General features: G+C 68.7%; 10 protein-coding genes. 8 read left to right on the forward strand and 2 right to left on the reverse strand.

What is annotated here, in order from left to right; translation table 11 throughout:
• The first annotated feature begins 85 nt into the window (after positions 1–85).
• On the forward strand, positions 86–1093 hold the full coding sequence (locus MJ797_RS12075) for a DUF2889 domain-containing protein (RefSeq protein WP_239334428.1): 1008 nt from the start codon (positions 86–88) through the stop codon (positions 1091–1093).
• A 114-nt stretch (positions 1094–1207) separates the two neighbouring features.
• Entirely contained in the window at positions 1208–2884 is a 1677-nt protein-coding gene (locus MJ797_RS12080; RefSeq protein WP_239334429.1) for a fibronectin type III domain-containing protein, read from the forward strand.
• A 26-nt stretch (positions 2885–2910) separates the two neighbouring features.
• On the opposite strand, the gene MJ797_RS12085 is transcribed toward MJ797_RS12080, so the two are convergent.
• Both MJ797_RS12085 and MJ797_RS12090 read right to left on the reverse strand, forming a co-directional pair.
• Positions 2911–3888 carry a ParA family protein gene (locus tag MJ797_RS12085; RefSeq protein ID WP_239334430.1) on the reverse strand — a complete coding sequence of 326 codons (978 nt, stop codon included), beginning with the start codon at positions 3886–3888 and terminating at the stop codon, positions 2911–2913.
• Positions 3889–3953: 65 nt separating this feature from the next.
• Positions 3954–6470 carry an ATP-binding cassette domain-containing protein gene (locus tag MJ797_RS12090; RefSeq protein WP_239334431.1) on the reverse strand — a complete coding sequence of 839 codons (2517 nt, stop codon included), beginning with the start codon at positions 6468–6470 and terminating at the stop codon, positions 3954–3956.
• A gap of 282 nt (positions 6471–6752) precedes the next feature.
• Between MJ797_RS12090 and MJ797_RS12095 the strand changes: the two genes are divergently transcribed.
• The 6 genes from MJ797_RS12095 (at position 6753) to MJ797_RS12120 (ending at position 16943) form a co-directional block, all read left to right on the forward strand.
• Positions 6753–7865: a hypothetical protein gene (locus MJ797_RS12095; protein WP_239334432.1), complete on the forward strand. Its 1113-nt coding sequence runs from the start codon at positions 6753–6755 to the stop codon at positions 7863–7865.
• A 174-nt stretch (positions 7866–8039) separates the two neighbouring features.
• Positions 8040–11801 carry a TM0106 family RecB-like putative nuclease gene (locus MJ797_RS12100; protein ID WP_239334433.1) on the forward strand — a complete coding sequence of 1254 codons (3762 nt, stop codon included), beginning with the start codon at positions 8040–8042 and terminating at the stop codon, positions 11799–11801.
• Complete coding sequence (locus tag MJ797_RS12105) at positions 11798–13564, forward strand: hypothetical protein (RefSeq protein ID WP_239334434.1); 1767 nt, start codon at positions 11798–11800, stop codon at positions 13562–13564. The genes MJ797_RS12100 and MJ797_RS12105 overlap by 4 nt, the downstream gene beginning before the upstream one ends.
• A 67-nt stretch (positions 13565–13631) precedes the next feature.
• A complete protein-coding gene (locus MJ797_RS12110) occupies positions 13632–14075 on the forward strand; it encodes an SRPBCC family protein (RefSeq protein ID WP_239334435.1) in 444 nt (147 codons plus the stop codon).
• A gap of 7 nt (positions 14076–14082) precedes the next feature.
• Entirely contained in the window at positions 14083–15012 is a 930-nt protein-coding gene (locus MJ797_RS12115) for a 1-aminocyclopropane-1-carboxylate deaminase/D-cysteine desulfhydrase (protein WP_239334436.1), read from the forward strand.
• Between the two features lie 41 nt (positions 15013–15053).
• Positions 15054–16943 carry a hypothetical protein gene (locus MJ797_RS12120; RefSeq protein WP_239334437.1) on the forward strand — a complete coding sequence of 630 codons (1890 nt, stop codon included), beginning with the start codon at positions 15054–15056 and terminating at the stop codon, positions 16941–16943.
• The last annotated feature ends 77 nt before the right edge of the window (positions 16944–17020 follow it).

A 17020-nucleotide genomic window follows, 5' to 3' on the forward strand; every position in this document is an offset into this window, starting at 1 on the left:
TGGGGGCGTGACATTGCCGACTTCCGGCGCTGTGCCCAAGCTTGGATGCTGCAACGACTCATCCGGGCTGGTAACTGTTGTAAGAGTGACCAGTGTTCTTCTGTGGCCCGGGACAGTCGGGCCGAGTGCGGGCACGCCGCCGCGCATCCCAGGCTCGGTGCGTCGAACCAGCTCGGTCGACGCCCTGCGCCCGGACGGCATCGAAGGCCCGCTCATCCTTGTCGGCAGGGCCCGCGACATCCGCACGGCTACAGACCGGCAAGTCACAGACCGCGATCCGGAGCTCGTGGCCGAGGCAAGTACCCGAGTCGCGATCGACTACTTCGGCCAGCGCCTGGTGACCGCGGTTTCCTGTGAGCCCGCGACGGCGGGCACGGACACGCTGGTCGGTACCCGGGCTGGCTCCGGCTTCCGCACGGCGCTGGACCGGGCTGTGCCCCAGCTGACCGCCGACGGCACCCTGCTCGGCCTCCTCCTCGACGAAGTACCCGTCGTCACACTGATCTCAGGGTCGGCCATCGCCCGCGTCTCCGGCAAACGACCGCGGAACACGGTCATGCCACCCACGGATGTCTGCGCGGGTTGGAAGGCCGGTGGCGTGATGGACGTGAGCCAGCGCGAAGGCCGCTTCGCTCTTCTCGGCATCGGACCGTCCGCCCCGGCGCTGGATGACGCGACCGATCCGCTGGGCTGGCACACAATGCCAGATCTGCCACCGGGAAGCATCCGGCGGCGGCGCAGGATCGACGTGGTTCCTGGCCCACAGCACGGCGCTGTGACCGTTGAGGGACTTTTTCGTGACACGTTCTGCGAAGCGGACGGTACTCAGAAAGTGATCCACGAATATGCCGTCAGGGCGACGGTCGACCTCGCAACCGGGACGATCTGCTCGACCAGCGCGACGCCCCATGTCCTTCCCGGCCCGGACTGCCCGGTCGCCGCGGCAAGCGCCAGCCGTCTGGTCGGCCAGGGCCTGCTTGGGCTCCGCGACGTGCTGCGCGCGGACCTGGCCGGACCGACGACCTGCACCCACCTCACCGACCAGCTCCGTGCGCTCGCGGACGTGCACGCGCTGATCCCCCTGTTGCCGTAGCGGGCGGTCGGCCGCGGCTCAGGCACATCATTCACCGTTTCAGGTGCAAACAGTAGGAAGTCATTCATCTGGACGACCATGCCGCGTGAGTTGATCGGTCCAGTGTCACATGTCGTGAAGACACCACGCATGGGGATACCCGATCGCCTCGCCGAGCGGATGAGCATGGCCGAACAGCACGACTGGCTGGTGGCCCAGCGCCCGTCCCGTCGTACGCTGTTCCGCGTCGGCGCAATCGGGGCCGGCGCGCTCCTCGCCGGCCCCAGCCTGCTCGACTCGGCAGCGTTCGCCACAACGCCAGCCCTAGGAGCAGCGAGCCCGACGCTGGTCACCACCAACTCCACCGCGGACGGAGCGTCGGTCGCCCCGTCCGCCCGGCACCTCGCGTTCGGCGCGAACCCGCGCCGTCAGATCCGCGTCGGCTGGCAGGTGCCGACCCCCGTCAGAAGGCCGTTCCTGCGCATCGGCACCGACCCGTACAACCTGTCCGGACGCATCCCGGCCGAGGTCCGTCCGCTGCATTCGGAGGTGCCGGGAGCTGCGGGGCCCGTCGACCAGTACTACCTGCACGTCGAGGTGGACCGGCTGCGCCCCGACACCACCTACTACTATGGGGTGGGCCACCAGGGCTACGAACCCGCCACCACCGTCGGTGCCCTCTCGACGGTGCGCACCGCGCCTCAGCGGGGCCGCTGGAATACGGATCCCTTCACGTTCACGGCCTTCGGCGACCAGGGCGTCAGTGCCCACGCGCTGGCCAACGACGGTGTCGTGGCCCAGCAGAACCCCGCTTTCCACCTGCTGGCGGGCGACATCGCGTATGCGGACCCGAGCGGCCGGGGTCTGCCGGTAAGCGCCACCGGCGCGAACGGGACGGACGTGTTCAACCCGACCATCTGGGATGCCTACCTCGGGCAGATCGAAGCGGTCGCCTCACGGGTGCCGTGGATGGTCGCGACCGGCAACCACGACATGGAGGCGCTGTACTCCCCGGACGGCTACGGTGGCCAGATCGCCCGGTGGGACTTCCCCGGCAACGGCCCGCAGGCCTGCCCATCGGTCTACTCGTTCATCTACGGCAATGTCGGAGTGATCAGCCTCGACGCCAATGACGTCTCGAACGAGATCCCCGCGAACCTCGGCTACAGCGGCGGCTCCCAGACAGCCTGGCTGAAGGAACGGCTGGAGTTCCTGCGTCACCAGCCCGACGTCGACTTCATCGTCGTCTTCTTCCACCACTGCGCGTATTCGACGACGAACGCGCATGCCTCCGAGGGCGGCGTGCGGGCCGCGTGGGTGCCCCTGTTCGACACCTATCGTGTCGACCTCGTCATCAACGGCCACAACCACATCTACGAACGCAGTGACCCGCTGCGTGGCGGCAGCCCGACCAAGGTGGTGCCGATCGGGGGAACCGTCCACCCGGACACCGACGGGACCACCTACCTGTCGGTCGGCGCCGGCGGGCGCAGCCTGTACAGCTTCCCGGCCCCGGACAGCTACGCCGGGCATGTGAATGACCTTGCCTCGGTCAGCACCTACTCGTGGACGGGCGTCGGGGTGAAGACAGCCGAGGTCGTGACCTGGTCCCGGGTCCGCTACACCGGCTTCTCGTTCGTCGCCGTGGACGTCAGGCCCGCGAGCGCCGGCCAGCCGGCGACGCTGACCGTCCGCGCGATCGCCGAGAGTGGCGCGGAGCTCGACCGCGTCACGATCGTCCGTACCGCCGGGCTGTGCACCCTCGGGTCCCGGGGCGTGCGCGGCCCGCAGGCCGACTTCGACGCCTCCTGATCTGGACGCATCCTGACCCAGAATCGCTAGCATGATCGTGTTGTCGGGTCCCACCGGTGCGATCCGGCAACACGGTCGGTCACCGCGTTCGTGTGGTCTGTGATCCCGGTACCTGGGCCGTCGGCCTGATCCCGGGCCGCCGCGCCCTCGACGACGCTCATGAACTCCACGGTGAGGGCGGCCAGCGCGTCGTACTGCCCCTTGTAGCCGTACCGCTGCCGTAGCGTGCCCCAGTCATTGAACTCGGCCGCGGCCGCTATGTCGCCGGACTCCGGGATCCTGGACCCGAACACATGGAGCCCAGCGTCCTGCCCGCTTCGCTGGAGGTAGTCCGCCATCTGCTGGTGCAGGGTCACCTCGGACCGGTACTTGCTGATTACAAGGCCGATCGTCGGAATGTCGGCGCCCACGCCAGCGGCGAATTTCGTGATCCTGGCCCGGACCTGTGGTATTCCGTAGGTCGACATGAAGTCGGGGACAGCCGGGATGATGTAGCCGTGCGAGATCCTCAGCCCGTTCAGGGTGAGCACGCTCAGATTCGGCGGGCAGTCCACGAGAATGTAGTCGTAGCTACCGGATATCTTCTCGAGCTGCCGCGCCAGCAGCTCCACGGGGTTGTGGACGAGATCCCTGGACGGGACGAGCAGGCGGTCCTGCAGGTCGATGAGGTCGAGCGAGGACGCCAGCAGATCGACCTGAGTGACGGTCCGCACCGGGGACACGTCCCGTTGCAGGGCGGCGTCGATGTCGAACCGACCTCCGGCCGGCCCCGGCTCCACCGCGTCGCGGAAGAGGGTGGCCAGCGTCCGGTCCGAGTCGTTGAGATCCTTCCACTGTGCCTCGCCGATCATGTAGATCGTCAGGTTTGTCTGCGGATCAAGATCGACAAGCAGTACCCGCTTGCCGTGCTCCGCCGCCATGACCTCCGCAAGGGCAGCCGTGATCGTCGTCTTGCCGACGCCACCCTTCAGGTTGATCGTCGAGACGATGTACGCCACGTCCATGCCCTCGTTTTCCCTGACCGGTCAACGCTTATAACGCAGGCGCTGATGACAGCGGATCCGCGTCATCAGGATGACGGATCCGCTGTCTGCTTCCGTCGTCCGACCTTGGGCTCGATCCGGCGGATCATATAGGCGGTCAGGGTCAGGGCGAGGACACCCACCACGGTGCCAACGCTGACGTCGGTGAGCCAGGTCACGGCGTTGTGGTTCCACAGCGGGTCCGGTGGATCACCCAGCGGCAGCCTCCTGGCCGGGCTGGCCGCCTCGGGGCTCACCCTGCCCAGCTGGGCCACCTTGTTGAGGTCGACGGTCGAGGCGAGCGCGGCAAAACCCCAGCGCGCCGGCGCGATCCAGCTGACCTGCCCCAGTACCGGACGTCCCACCGCCGACACGAGCCCGCCGCAGAGCACGAGCTGAGCCATGGTGATGAGGACCAGCACGGGCATGGTCTTGTCAGCGCTGTCGACCAGCGTCGAGACAAGCAGGCCGATCATCATCGAGGACAGCGCCGCCACGAGCACCGCGACCAGACACTCCGCGAGCGGGGAACCGAGCAGCACGGAAGCGGTCGGCATCCGCCCCAGTAATCCGATCAATGTGAAGATCGCGCACTGACAGGTTGTGATCGCGGCCAGGACGACCACCTTGGAACCCAGGTAAGCGGTACGTGACAGGCCGATCGTGCGCTCCCGCCGGTAGATCGGCCGCTCCTTGACGAGCTCACGAACCGAGTTCGCCATCCCCATGAAGCATGCGCACAGCACCAGCACGACGAGCACCTTGGTCGCGTCCGGGTTCGGCACCGGCAGCGCGGCGAGACCGTCCCGGGCCGGGATCACCCGTGGAATGATCCCCAGCAGGAACGGAAAAGCGATGATCAGCCGGAGATAGGAACGGTCCGCGAGCACCACCCGCAGGTAGCGGCGGGTGAGGGTGGACAGCTGTGCCCGCACCGGCTGCTGGCGGACGCTGGGCAGCGTCGCCGCGGTCCGCCGGACCACCGGTGCGACCACAGCGGACGGGACGTAGTACTCCGACGCGCGGAAACGGGCCGCGAGCACCTCACCCGCAGTGGCCTCCAGCTCCCGGAAGACAGCGACGAACTCCTTGAAGTCCTTCTTGTCGAAGAACCGCAACGCACCGGCACTCGGGCCGAAGTAAGCCACGTGGCCACCGGGCGCGAGCACCAACAGATAGTCACATAGATCAAGAAATAGCACACTATGAGTCACAACAATCACTGTGCGGCCTTCGCTGGGAGCGCTGGCGGCACCGTCGCTGCCCCGGGCGAGGGAGTGCAACGCCTCCATGACCGACTGGTCGTTGGCCGGATCCAGCCCGGAGGTCGGCTCGTCCAGGAACAGCAGTGTCGGACGTGTGAGCAGCTCGAGCGCGACGCTGGTCCGCTTGCGCTGGCCGCCGGACAGCCGGCCGACCGGTGTGTCCGCATGGTCACGCAGCCCCAGCTGAACGACGACCTCGCTGACCCGGGCGCGCCGCTCATCCGCTGTGGTATCAGCCGGAAAGCGCAGCTCCGCACCGTACTCCAGGGCCTGGCGAACGGTCAGCTGGTTGTGCAGGGGGTCGGCCTGCGGGACGTAACCGATCCGGCGGCGCAGCTCGTCATACTCGGCATAGAGATCCCGGCCCGCGTAGCGGACCGTGCCGGCATCGGCCGGACGAAATCCGGTGAGCGCGTTGAGCAACGTCGACTTGCCCGCGCCGCTCGGACCGACCACACCCAGCAGCGACCGGGCCGGCAACCGGAAGGTGACGTCGCTCATGAGCTGCTTGGCACCAGCCCATACCGACAGGCCCTGCACTTCGAACGTAACGTCGCCGCTATCGACGTACTCGACCAACGTGTCACCGTCAAGCTGGAACAGATGATGGCCGATGGCGACGACATCACGTTGCGCCACGGGCGCGTGCGTCACCCTCCGGCCGTTGACAAACGTGCCGTTGGCTGAGCCCAGGTCGACTACCTCGACGTCACCGCGTCGAGCACGGCCCCGGCCGGTATGGGTGGTACCACCGGACCCGCGGGTGTCGACGCGAAGCTGGGCATGGTGCCGAGAGGCCAGTAAGTCGTCCACAACCAGATCGTTGTCACGAGAACGGCCCATGGTCACCTGCCCTGGGCGCAGCCGGTGAACCTTGCGCTCGTCACCGATGAACGGCTGTTCAGACGTGGGCGGACCCGGATCGTCGTCGCTTCCCGCGAGCGCGGTGGGCGGGTCGGCTGGTAGCTCGACCGGCCCCGCTGGGACAGACTGCCGCGGCCGCGGGATGAGAACGACCTCCGGCCCGTCCACGGCGCCGAGACGGATCCGCACCTGTGCCGCGCTCACGCTGAGGTTGCCCACCCGCCGGCCGTCCTGCCAGAGGCCGTTGGCACTGATGTCGCGTACCTGCCAGCCTTCCGCCCCTGCCTCCAGGACGAGGTGGCGCCGCGACACCCGGCCATCGACGATGACGACGTCGGCCTGGCGGGCCCGTCCCACCACGTATGGTCCATCGCCGGCCAGGACCACCTGGCCGGCCGGAGTGTTGACCTGTAGCGCGGTCCCGGTCCAGTCCACCTGCGTTTCTCTCCCCCCGTGGCCGGAGGTTGTCGGCCTCCGGCAACCGTTGGTGTGCCTCCGCGCACCTGAGAGAGGCGTGCTCGCGTGGCCTGTGGTCAGCTGAAAGAGATCTTAACCGCCGCGACCCCACGGAATTGTGTCTTTTCGATGAAACAGGCCGGTAACCGCCGCGGCCGGCACCGGCTGGCGGCACAGCCGCTCGTGTCAGCACGGACACTCGAGTCAGCACGGACACTCGAGCGGCGATCTCCAGGATGGCCATGTCGGCCGGATGGCAGCATGTACGCTACCCCCGTCCGGGGGGACACTTCGGGAGAAACCGCGGAGAAGCCCGCCTTGTTCGTATTGAAGTCGTTTCGCCCACTTGAAGCGTCTTTTGTGTTTCTCGCGACACTCGCCGGCCTCCTCGCCTGGTCACTACCGGATATAACCGGCCAGACGCGGGCGGTGGGAAACGTGACGGGCGCCGCCAATCGTATATCACCCCGACCGGCCGTATTCGGCCAGACCGGAAAGCTCGTGTTCGGCCTTGGCCCCTCCCTCGACAGCGACTCGACATCGCCCGTCGCCAACCAACTGGGGATGTTCACGACCTGGTACAACAGCCCGAACGACTTCGGTTTCATGACCAACTGGGCGAAGGATCTCATTCCACAGGTTTACGCCAAACGACGGGCAATCCACCTCGTGGTGTGGCTCGGCGGGGCCGGTCAGGTCGCGACGGTCCAGACCAAGTACGGCCCAGCGTGCGGTCGCGACTACCCGCTGTCATCGTCGTTCCTGGGTGACACCAGACGGCTCGCGCAGATATTCGCCGGCCCAGCGGACGGAGCACCCCTCTACGTCACGCTCTTCACCGAGCTACAGACCTATCCGTGCCAGGCCAACACCTGGGCGGCCACGCCCGAGGTGACCAACTACTACCTGAAACTGAAGGACCAGTACACCGCGGCAATGGGCATCTTCCACTCCATGGCGCCAAACGCGAGGGTCTCGCTCGGCTGGGGTGGCTGGCAGGCCCGCTGGGACGACCCGGCAAAGGGCGGCGGAAAATCGCTGATCGGGCACTTCGACGACGTGCTGCGTCAGTCGGACTTCCAGAGCTTCCAGGCGATGGACTCAAAAAGCAATGTCGACGACATCCGCAGGATGACGCAGATCCTCGGCGGGTACGGCCCGGTCATGGTCGCGCACTACAAACCCGACGACGGCTCGACCGCCACCTGGCATGACGATCTGCGGTCGATTTTCACCGACGACTATGTGCGGCAGATTACCGCCGCGGGCCTGTTCGGGTTCAGTTTCATGGACAGCAAACAGCTGGCCGCCGATCCGGGCTCACTGCAACTGGTCAGGAACGCCGCCACCCGGTATGGCACCCAGCCAGGCTGAACATCCAGCCAGACCGAGCCCGGCCAGACCGAGCCCATGATGTGAAGATCACCCGCACCCTGCGAAGCTTGTCCGGGTCGGTTCGCGCGGAGCGGACCGACCAGCCCGCCGCGGCGGCCGGCCCTCGAGCCAGAGGTCCCCGGATCGTCACGAAGCGACTATCCGGGGGATGGCATGCAGCGACTCGACGACACCGCCGGCGGAGATGCCCGGTGGGTCGTGTCCGCCGGTGACGTCGTCGACACACTCGAGTGTGGGCACCGGCTGGCGCTGTCCCATGCCCGCGCGGCCGGCGTGCGCCTCGACGGCAGCGGCGCGGAGGTCACCACGTCCGAAGCGGACGACCTGCTGGTACGCCACGGTGACGCCCACGAACGGCGCTGGCTGGAGCGGCTCGTCCACATCTTCGGCGCGGATGGCGTCCGGGTGATCGAACGGCCTGACAACACCCTGACCGCGCTGGCCGCGGCGAGGGATCAGACCCGCGCCGCCGTCACTGCCGGCGTCGCCGTCATCTACCAGGGTGTCCTTTTCGACGGTTCCTTCCAGGGCCGGCCCGACTTCCTGATCGCCACGCACCTCGACCCGCTCACCGGCGCCCCGGTAAACAGCGCCCCGGTGAACGGACGCTACGAGCCGTACGACGCCAAACTCGCCCGGCACGCCCGTCCTGCCGCGGTGCTGCAACTCACCGCCTACGCTCAGGCGCTGCCGACGATCGGCGTGGACGTCGCGCGCCACATCCATCTGCTGCTCGGCGACGGCCGGCTGGAGTCGCTGCGGGCTGACGATATCGCGCCCCTGATCACCCATGCCCGCGCCCGGCTGGCCTCGCGGCTCGCGACCGAACCCGCGATCCCGACGCCCTCCTGGGCTGATCCCCGGCCCGCGTGTGAGACCTGCGTGTTCGCCGGCCATTGCGAGAAGGGGCGGGAGGCTGCCCGTGACCTGTCCCTGGTCGCCGGCCTGCGCACCGATCAGCGACGCAAGCTGCGGGCCGGCGGGATCAGCACGCTCGAACAGCTCGCCGCGGCCGGTGACGACCAGCGCCCGCCGTCGATGGCCGCGGCGACCTTCGCCGGGCTACGGCTCCAGGCGGAGCTACAGGCCATCCAGGATGCGACCCGCACCGATGACGACCGGACCGGGACCGTGACCGTCCGGGTGGTCGCCCCGGACGGGCTCGCCTCCCTGCCCGCCCAGGACCCCGGTGACATCTACTTCGACATGGAGGGCGACCCATACGCGCTGGGCAACACTGGTCTGGAGTACCTGTTCGGGGCCGTGACCGCGACAGGCACCGGGGACGGCGCCCAGGAGGTCTTCCATCCGTTCTGGGCACATGACCGGCCAGGGGAGAAGCGCGCTTTCGAGCGGTTCGTCGACTGGGCGACCGCGCGGCTCGCCGACCATCCGCAGGCGCACATCTACCACTACGCCCCGTATGAGCCGAACGCCCTGAAACGGCTGGCCGCCCGCCACGGCACCCGCGAGCGGCAGGTCGACGACCTGCTTGCCGGGCACAGGCTCGTCGACCTCTACACGGTTGTCCGGCGCAGCCTGAAGATCTCCCAACGCTCATATTCGATCAAGTATCTGGAACCGCTGTACCTGGCCGGCGCCCGGGGGACGGAGGTCAAGACCGCGATCGACAGCATCGTCGCCTACGAGAACGTTCTGGCCCACCTCGCAAACTCCGACCGTGCCGCGGCCGACCGCGTCCTCGGCGAGATCGCCGAGTACAACCGGGTCGACTGCGTATCCACCCACCGGCTGCATCGCTGGCTGTTGGACCTGCGCGCGGCGCAGGGCATAGCGGGCGCGCCGGCATACCACCCGTCAGCGGACCACAGCGACGGGCCCGACGCGACGGTGGACGCGACAGTGGACGCGCTGACCGCGAATCTGCCGGACGATCCGGCGGCCTGGACGGACGACGAGCGGGCGCGGGCGCTGCTGGCCGCCGCCGTCGGCTACCACCGCCGCGAGAACAAGCCGGCGTGGTGGGAGTTCTTCGCCTGGCTCACCGCCGACCGAGCGGCGCTGGAGGCGAACGACAACTGCGCCGTCCCACTGGGCTGGACCATCGTCGAGGGCTGGGCCGTCCCGTCCGGGCGAGGGAAGCGAACCCGGCGCGACCTGCTGGCCGCACTCGACGCTGACGGCACCCACCCGTACTCCGACGGCGACCGGATCCGTCTGCTCTATCCGGGGGCTGGTGGGGCCGACGGCACCACCCGTGATGGCAGTATCGAGCGCGCGGGCCCCGACCAGCTGCTCATCCACGAGACCGCCAGGCCCGGCGAGGTGGGTCTCGACGGGGACGGCAGCGCCGGGGCAGCTGCCGAACTGCCGGTCGCGGTGCTGCCTGGCGCGCCGGTGCGTCCCGAACCGAAACCGGCCGCGATCGCGGAGCTCGCCCGCACCGTCCTGGCCGGGCCCGCGCTGCCCGAAGGCCCGGCCATGGATCTGCTTCGCCGGCACCCACCACGCCTGCTCGGCCGGGTCGGCCTGCCCGACCCGGCCGAGCACGGGAATGATCTGATCGCCACTGTGCTCGCCGCCGTCGACCTACTCGCCGGGTCCTACCTGGCCGTGCAGGGGCCGCCCGGAGCCGGCAAGACGTACCTGGCCGGACGGTTGATCCGCCATCTGGTCGGCCAGGGCCGCACGGTCGGGGTGTGCTCGACCAGCCACAAGGCGATCGAGAACGCCATGCTGGCGGCGACCGGCAACATCCCGGCGGCGAGCCGCTCTCCCGCCGCCGGGATACCCGCGGCCAAGAAGCTGCGCTCCGGGCAGAAGCCCAGCCCGCTGGCACCGTGGGACTGCCCCCGTGACCTCCGCGCGTTGGTCTCCTGGCGCGCCGCGCACCCGGACGGGCATCTGGTGGGCGATACCTCGTGGGCTTTCGCGAACCCCGCGCTGCGCGCGGAGCCGTTCGACGTGTTGATTATCGATGAGGCGGGCCAGTTCGCGCTCGCCGACACCCTGGCCGTCGCCGGTGCCGCCCGCAACCTCGTACTGCTCGGTGACCCGCAGCAGCTCCCCCAGGTCGTCGCCGGGATCCACCCGGACGGCGCGGACGCCTCCGCCCTCTCCCACCTGCTCGGCACGAATGACGTCATCCCCGGCGCATTCGGGTATTTCCTCGATCTGACCAGGCGTATGCACCCGGCCGTGTGCGAACCGGTCTCGGCGCTCGCCTACCGGGGACGGCTGCACGCCCACCCGGTGACCGCCGGCCGTCGCCTCGACGGCATCGACGCCGGCCTCTACCTGCGCGACGTGCCCCACGACGGCAACACCACCCGCTCGGACCCGGAGAAGGACGCGGTCGCCGGCCTGATCGAGACCATCCTCGGCCGGCGCTTCGTCGACCTCGACGGCGAGCGCATCCTGCGTGGCCCCGACATCCTGGTGGTCGCCCCGTACAACCGCCAGGTACGGGCGATCGAGCAGGCGCTCGACAGGGCCGGGACGCACGGCGTCCGGGCCGGGACCGTCGACCGCTTCCAAGGCCAGGAGGCACCCGTCGTCATCGTGTCGCTGACCACGTCCAGCGCGTCCGAAGCGCCCCGAGGGCTGGACTTTCTGCTCTCCCGTAACCGGCTGAACGTCGCGCTGTCGCGGGCGCAGGTCCTGGCCGTGCTGGTGATGTCACCGGCGTTGCTCGACAGCGCCGCACGCACGGTCGACGAGCTGCGCCTGCTGGCCGGCCTCGCCCGGCTGCGGGCCACCGCCCGCACCGACTTCCCCGGGATCACCACGCAACCCGCCGGTAATCAGCCGGTTTCGCTGATCCGGGCCCGCGCTTCCACGGCAGCGGGCCCCGACCGCCGGCAAGCGTCCAGGACTCCGCCGGGGGACGCGGGCGCCACGGCGGCACCGTGGGCGAGTCAACTCGCTGAGGACGATCTGAGGGGATGCCCGTGACCGCGCTCGACACCAGCGCCGAAACCGGAACGGGCCGGGGAAAAGACGCGGGAAAAAAGGGGAGGAAGCGATGGCTGGCCGCCCCGGCCGTTCTCGCCGGCTTCTGCGCGCTGTCCGTAGCGCTGTTCTGGGATGGCTGGACGGATCTGGGCACGACCATCTACGGCGGCAGCGATGCCGTCCTGTTCTCCTGGTACCTGGCCTGGACGCCCTACGCCCTGGCCCACGGGCTTGACCCGTTCGTCACCCATTTTCTCAACGCTCCGGACGGCGTCAACATCATGTGGAGCACTGGCGTGCCGCTGCTCGGTGTGCTGGCCGCACCGATCACCGTGCTGGCCGGACCGCTGGTGGCCTTCCAGGTACTGACGACGCTCGCGCCGGCGCTGTCCGGCTGGGTGATGTTCCTGGTGATGCGCCGCTGGAGCGCGGTGTTCCCCGCCGCCGTCGCCGGGCTGCTCTACGGCTTCAGCCCCTACGTCATCGGTGCTTCCTACGGCCATCTGCACCTGTCGTTCGCGCTCTTTCCCCCGATCCTCCTGCTGCTGCTGGACGATCTGCTCATCCGCCAACGCCGGGCCGCGCGGACCGGCGCGCTGCTCGGCATGGCCGTAGCCGCCCAAGCGCTGGTGAGCGAGGAGGTGCTGGCGACCTCAGCGGTGGTCGCGATCATCGCCATCGCGATCCTGTGCGTCCAGCATCGTGATCAGATCCGCCCGCGTGCCGCGGCGGCGGCAGGTGGGCTCGCGGTCTGCGCGGCCGTCGCCACCGTGCTGCTCGCCTGGCCGCTCTACATCCAGTTCTTCGGCCCCCAGCGCGTCCACGGATCAATCCAGCCGTCCGACATCGCCGTGTCCGACCTTCTCACCTTCGTCACACCCACGCCGCTCCAGGCCATCGGCCCGGACTTCGCCGTCCGGGAAAGCCTGCGGTTCTCCGGCAACGCGGTGGAGGTCAGCGGCTACTTCGGCCTCCCGCTGCTGGCTCTGCTCGCCTTCATCGCGCTGCGGTTACGCCGTGATCCGCTCGTGGCCCTGTGCGGGCCGCTGTTCGCCGCCGTCACCGTCCTCTCACTCGGCCCGCACCTGCACCTGGGGGGGCACGCCACCGGTATCCCACTGCCGTGGCGTCTGTTGGAGCTGGGGCCGGTGCTGCACAACGCACTGCCGTCCCGCCTGTCGCTGTATCTCGTGCTGGCCGCGGGTGCGATGATCGCGGTCTGGCTCGACCGGGTACGGCCGCCGCGGCTGCGCGCCGTCACCGGCGTCGTTACCGCCGCCGCCCTGGTGCCGCTGGTACCGGCGACGCTCCTGCCCTTCACCACGGCCACGCCGAGGTTCTTCACCGGCCCGCCGGTCGACAACCTGCCCACAACGACGACAGCGCTGGTCGTGCCCTATCCGTACCCCCAGCAGAACATCGCGATGCTGTGGCAGGCGCAGACCGGTTTCCGGTTTACTATGCCAGGTTGCTACTGCACGGTCCCCGACCGTAATGGACGATCCAGCTTCCATCCGGAGGCCGACCCGCTGAACTCAGCGCTCATCGCCGTCGCGACCGGCCAGCGGACCGCACAGGCGGCCCTGGGACAACCTGGCCTGGCGGCAGCCTTCGACCACTACCAGCTGAATGCGATCATCCTCGGCCCCACCGATCACCACGACGAGCTCGTGACCCTGCTGACGACGCTGGCGGGTGCACCCGGACGGTACGTCGACGGGGTCGACCTGTGGCTGCTCGACAACGCCCCTGGCCGATCGTGACGAGGTACTGACGCCAAAGAGCCCCGACAGAACAAGCATCAACGGAACAACCATGAATGGAGCGCAGATGGCAGAGATCAAGGTAGCGGTGGAACGGGTCGTCGCGGCGACACCGGCGAAGGTCGTCGACGCGCTCGCCGACTACAGGGGCATTCGCGCCGAGGCGTGGCCAAAAATGATCACTGACTACGAAGTGATCGAGGGCGGTACCGGCGCCGGTACCCGGATTCGTTACCGACTGCACGCGACCCGCCGCCGCGTCCGTACCGTCGAAGCGGTCGTGTCCACACCCGAACCCGGCCGGACCCTCACCGAAACCGACCAGAACTCCACGCTGCGTACCGCGTGGACGGTGCGGCCCGCTGACCCGGGAACGGCGCGGATATCAGTAGAGACAAGCTGGGCGGGCGCAAGCGGAATCGGTGGCTTCTTCGAACGGGCCTTCGCGCCGATCGGTATCCGCAAGCTGTGGAACGGCGTTCTCGACAACATCCAGCCCAGGCTGGACTGACGATCGGGTGACGGGTCTCGGCTGGGTTACGGATCTCGGCCTTCACCTCCCGTCGCCAGTCGAGGAGCTGTGCGACGATCAGCTCACGCGCCACGGCGTCCAGGTTTTTGTCAAACGCGACGACCTCATCAGCGAAAAAGTACCGGGAAACAAATGGCGTAAGCTCAAGTACAACCTGACCGACGCCGCCGCAGCGGGCATGTCGACCGTGTTGACCTTCGGTGGCGCCTTTTCCAACCATATCCGCGCGACAGCCGCCGCCGGTGAGATTATCGGGGTCCGGACGATCGGTGTGATCCGCGGGGAGGAACACCTCCCGCTCAACTGGTCGTTGTCGGCGGCCGTGGCCAGCGGCATGCACCTGACCTACCTCGACAGGTCCGCATACCGCCGCAAGGACGACCCCGGCGTCATCGCGGACCTGCGGAGGCGCCTCGGCGACTTCTTCCTGATCCCCGAGGGCGGCAGCAGCCCCGCCGGGGTCCGCGGTTGCGCCGAGATCATCACCGAGGTCGGCCTCGAGTTCGACCTGGTCTGTTGCGCGTGCGGCACGGGCGGCACGCTGGCCGGTATCGCGGCTGGCCTGAAACCGGGCCGGACCGCCATCGGGTTCTCCGCGCTGAAAGGCGGACATTTTCTCACCGGGGTGGTCGCCGGCCTGCAACGTGCCGCCTTCGGCCGGTCGACCGACAACTGGCGTGTCGAATGCGGTTTCCACTTCGGTGGCTTCGCGAAGAACCCACCGGAGCTCCGCTGTTTTGTCGATGCCTTCGCCGAGCGCCATGGAATCCTGCTCGAAACCGTGTACGTGGCGAAGATGATGTACGGTATCTTCGCCCTGGTGCGACGTGGCGTGATCCCGCCCGGCACCAAGGTCCTCGCCATTATCACCGGACCGGCCGAACCGCCGCCCCGCCCGGCTGCCGGGCGGGTGTGATTGAATTGCCGTGTTTCCCTCGCTGCGGGATAAGGGGCCACGTGCGCGAGAACGAACACGTCGACGTCATGATCGACAACGAGCGCGCGCTGGGGTTCACGCGCGCCACCATGACCCGATGGCTCTCGCCCACACTGCTGCTGCGTACGGCCATACGCGTGGGCATCAGCGGGCTGCTCGGCTCGTACGCCGACAAACGGGAGGAGATGGCGGCGCTGCCCGCCGCGCCCGTGGCCGACCTGTCCGGCACCCGTGAGGTGCCAGCCTCCGGGGAACTGCCGGATGGCAGCGAAGCACCCGACACCGGCGAACTGTGGTTCGACTACGTCAGCGATCTCGGTGACGGGTTCGACTCGACCTATGCGATGGCATCGCTGCTGGCCGCGCCCAGCCTCAACCTGGCCGGGACGACGATGCCGCGCGGCCGGATGCTGGTGATGGGCGGCGACCAGTGCTATCCCACACCCAGCATCGCTGGCTATGAGAACAAGCTGATCGGCCCGTACCGTACCGCGTTACCCAGACAGCGCTCGGAGCCGGCTGAGCGGCCGAAGCTGTTCGTGCTACCGGGCAACCACGACTGGTACGACGGGCTCACCGCCTTTATGCGGGTCTTCTGCCAGGGCTCGAGCATCGGCGATTGGCGTACCGAACAGACCCGCAGCTACTTCGCGGTGCGGCTGCCGCACCGATGGTGGCTGCTGGGGATCGACATCCAGTTCGACTCCTACATCGACGACCCGCAACGCCGCTACTTCATCAAGATCGCACAGCAGATGCGCCCCGGTGACGCGGTCATCCTCTGCTCGGCGAAGCCGAGCTGGATCAGCACGGCCGAGCAGGACTCCGAAGCATATGCCGTCCTCGACTACTTCGAGCGCACGATCATCCGTGCGGCCGGCGCCCAGGTGCGGGTGTCCCTGACCGGCGACCGGCACCACTACGCCCGTTACAGCGAGGTCGGCGGCACCGCGGTGAAGTTCACCGCCGGTGGTGGCGGCGCTTACCTGTCCGCCACCCACCGGCTGCCGCAACGGCTGGTACTGCCGCCGCCGGCATCGCGCGCGCGGGGAAAGAGCGACCCGCCGGTCCATTACGAGCTGGCCAGCACCATCTTTCCGGACGCGCCGGCCTCCCGCCTGCTCGCCGCCGGCATCTTCCGTCTGCCGGCGCTCGCGCCAGGTCTGGTCGCGCTGCTCGGTGGCATCCACCTACTGCTGACGCTGGCAGTCGGCGCCGCCGGGACGGACGGGCGAGGTGCCGCCGGTCGCCTCGACGGCATCGCGGACGGCCTGCGCGGCGCAAGCGTCGGCGGCCTGTTCGTGGGCCTGCTCAGCGGCATTCCCGGGCTCGTGCTGGCCGTGGGCGTCATCGCCGCGGCGCTCGCCCTGACCAAAGCCGGCCGGACCGCGCGGGGTATCGCCGCCGGAGCCACGCATGGGCTTGCCCAGCTCCTGCTTGCTGTCGCCCTGCTTGCCGGCGCTGTCACGATCACGCGCCCGCTGCCCGGCACCTGGCTGCTCGCCGGAGTGCTCCCGCTGATGTTCACGGCCGGCGGCCTGGCCGCCACCGAACTGGTCGCCGCCTATCTCTGGCTGGCCGACCGGACGATGGGCCTGAACACCAACGAACTGTTCGCCGCACAGGGAATCGCCGATTACAAGAACTTCCTGCGGCTACGCATCAGCCCCGACGGACAGTTGACGATCTACCCTGTCGGGGTCCGTACGGTACCGAAACGCTGGCGCTTCACCCCGAGCTCCCCAACGGGCGCGGCGGCGGGAACACCCTGCTTCGCCCCGGCCGACCGGCCCCTGGAGCCCTTCCTCATCGAACCGCCGATCACCCTTGCCCGAGCCGCTTCGGCCCAGGAGCCACCGGACGTAGCGCCGCACCAGCCGTCCCCGGGCACCGAATCGGCCGGCCACTGACCCACGTTCGGTGGAACCGGGTTCATCGCTGCCTCCGGCCACACCAAAAAAATCATGATCGAACAGTCAGCAGCCGA

This window comes from Protofrankia sp. CiP3 (genome assembly GCF_917627345.1).
Lineage (GTDB): Bacteria > Actinomycetota > Actinomycetes > Frankiales > Frankiaceae > Protofrankia.

Bases quoted from the DNA above. Each gene is read 5' to 3' on its own strand.
- MJ797_RS12085 (WP_239334430.1), bottom strand. From the start codon at position 3,888: ATGGACGTGGCGTACATCGTCTCGACGATCAACCTGAAGGGTGGCGTC.
- MJ797_RS12095 (WP_239334432.1), top strand. From the start codon at position 6,753: ATGTACGCTACCCCCGTCCGGGGGGACACTTCGGGAGAAACCGCGGAG.
- MJ797_RS12100 (WP_239334433.1), top strand. From the start codon at position 8,040: ATGCAGCGACTCGACGACACCGCCGGCGGAGATGCCCGGTGGGTCGTG.
- MJ797_RS12110 (WP_239334435.1), top strand. From the start codon at position 13,632: ATGGCAGAGATCAAGGTAGCGGTGGAACGGGTCGTCGCGGCGACACCG.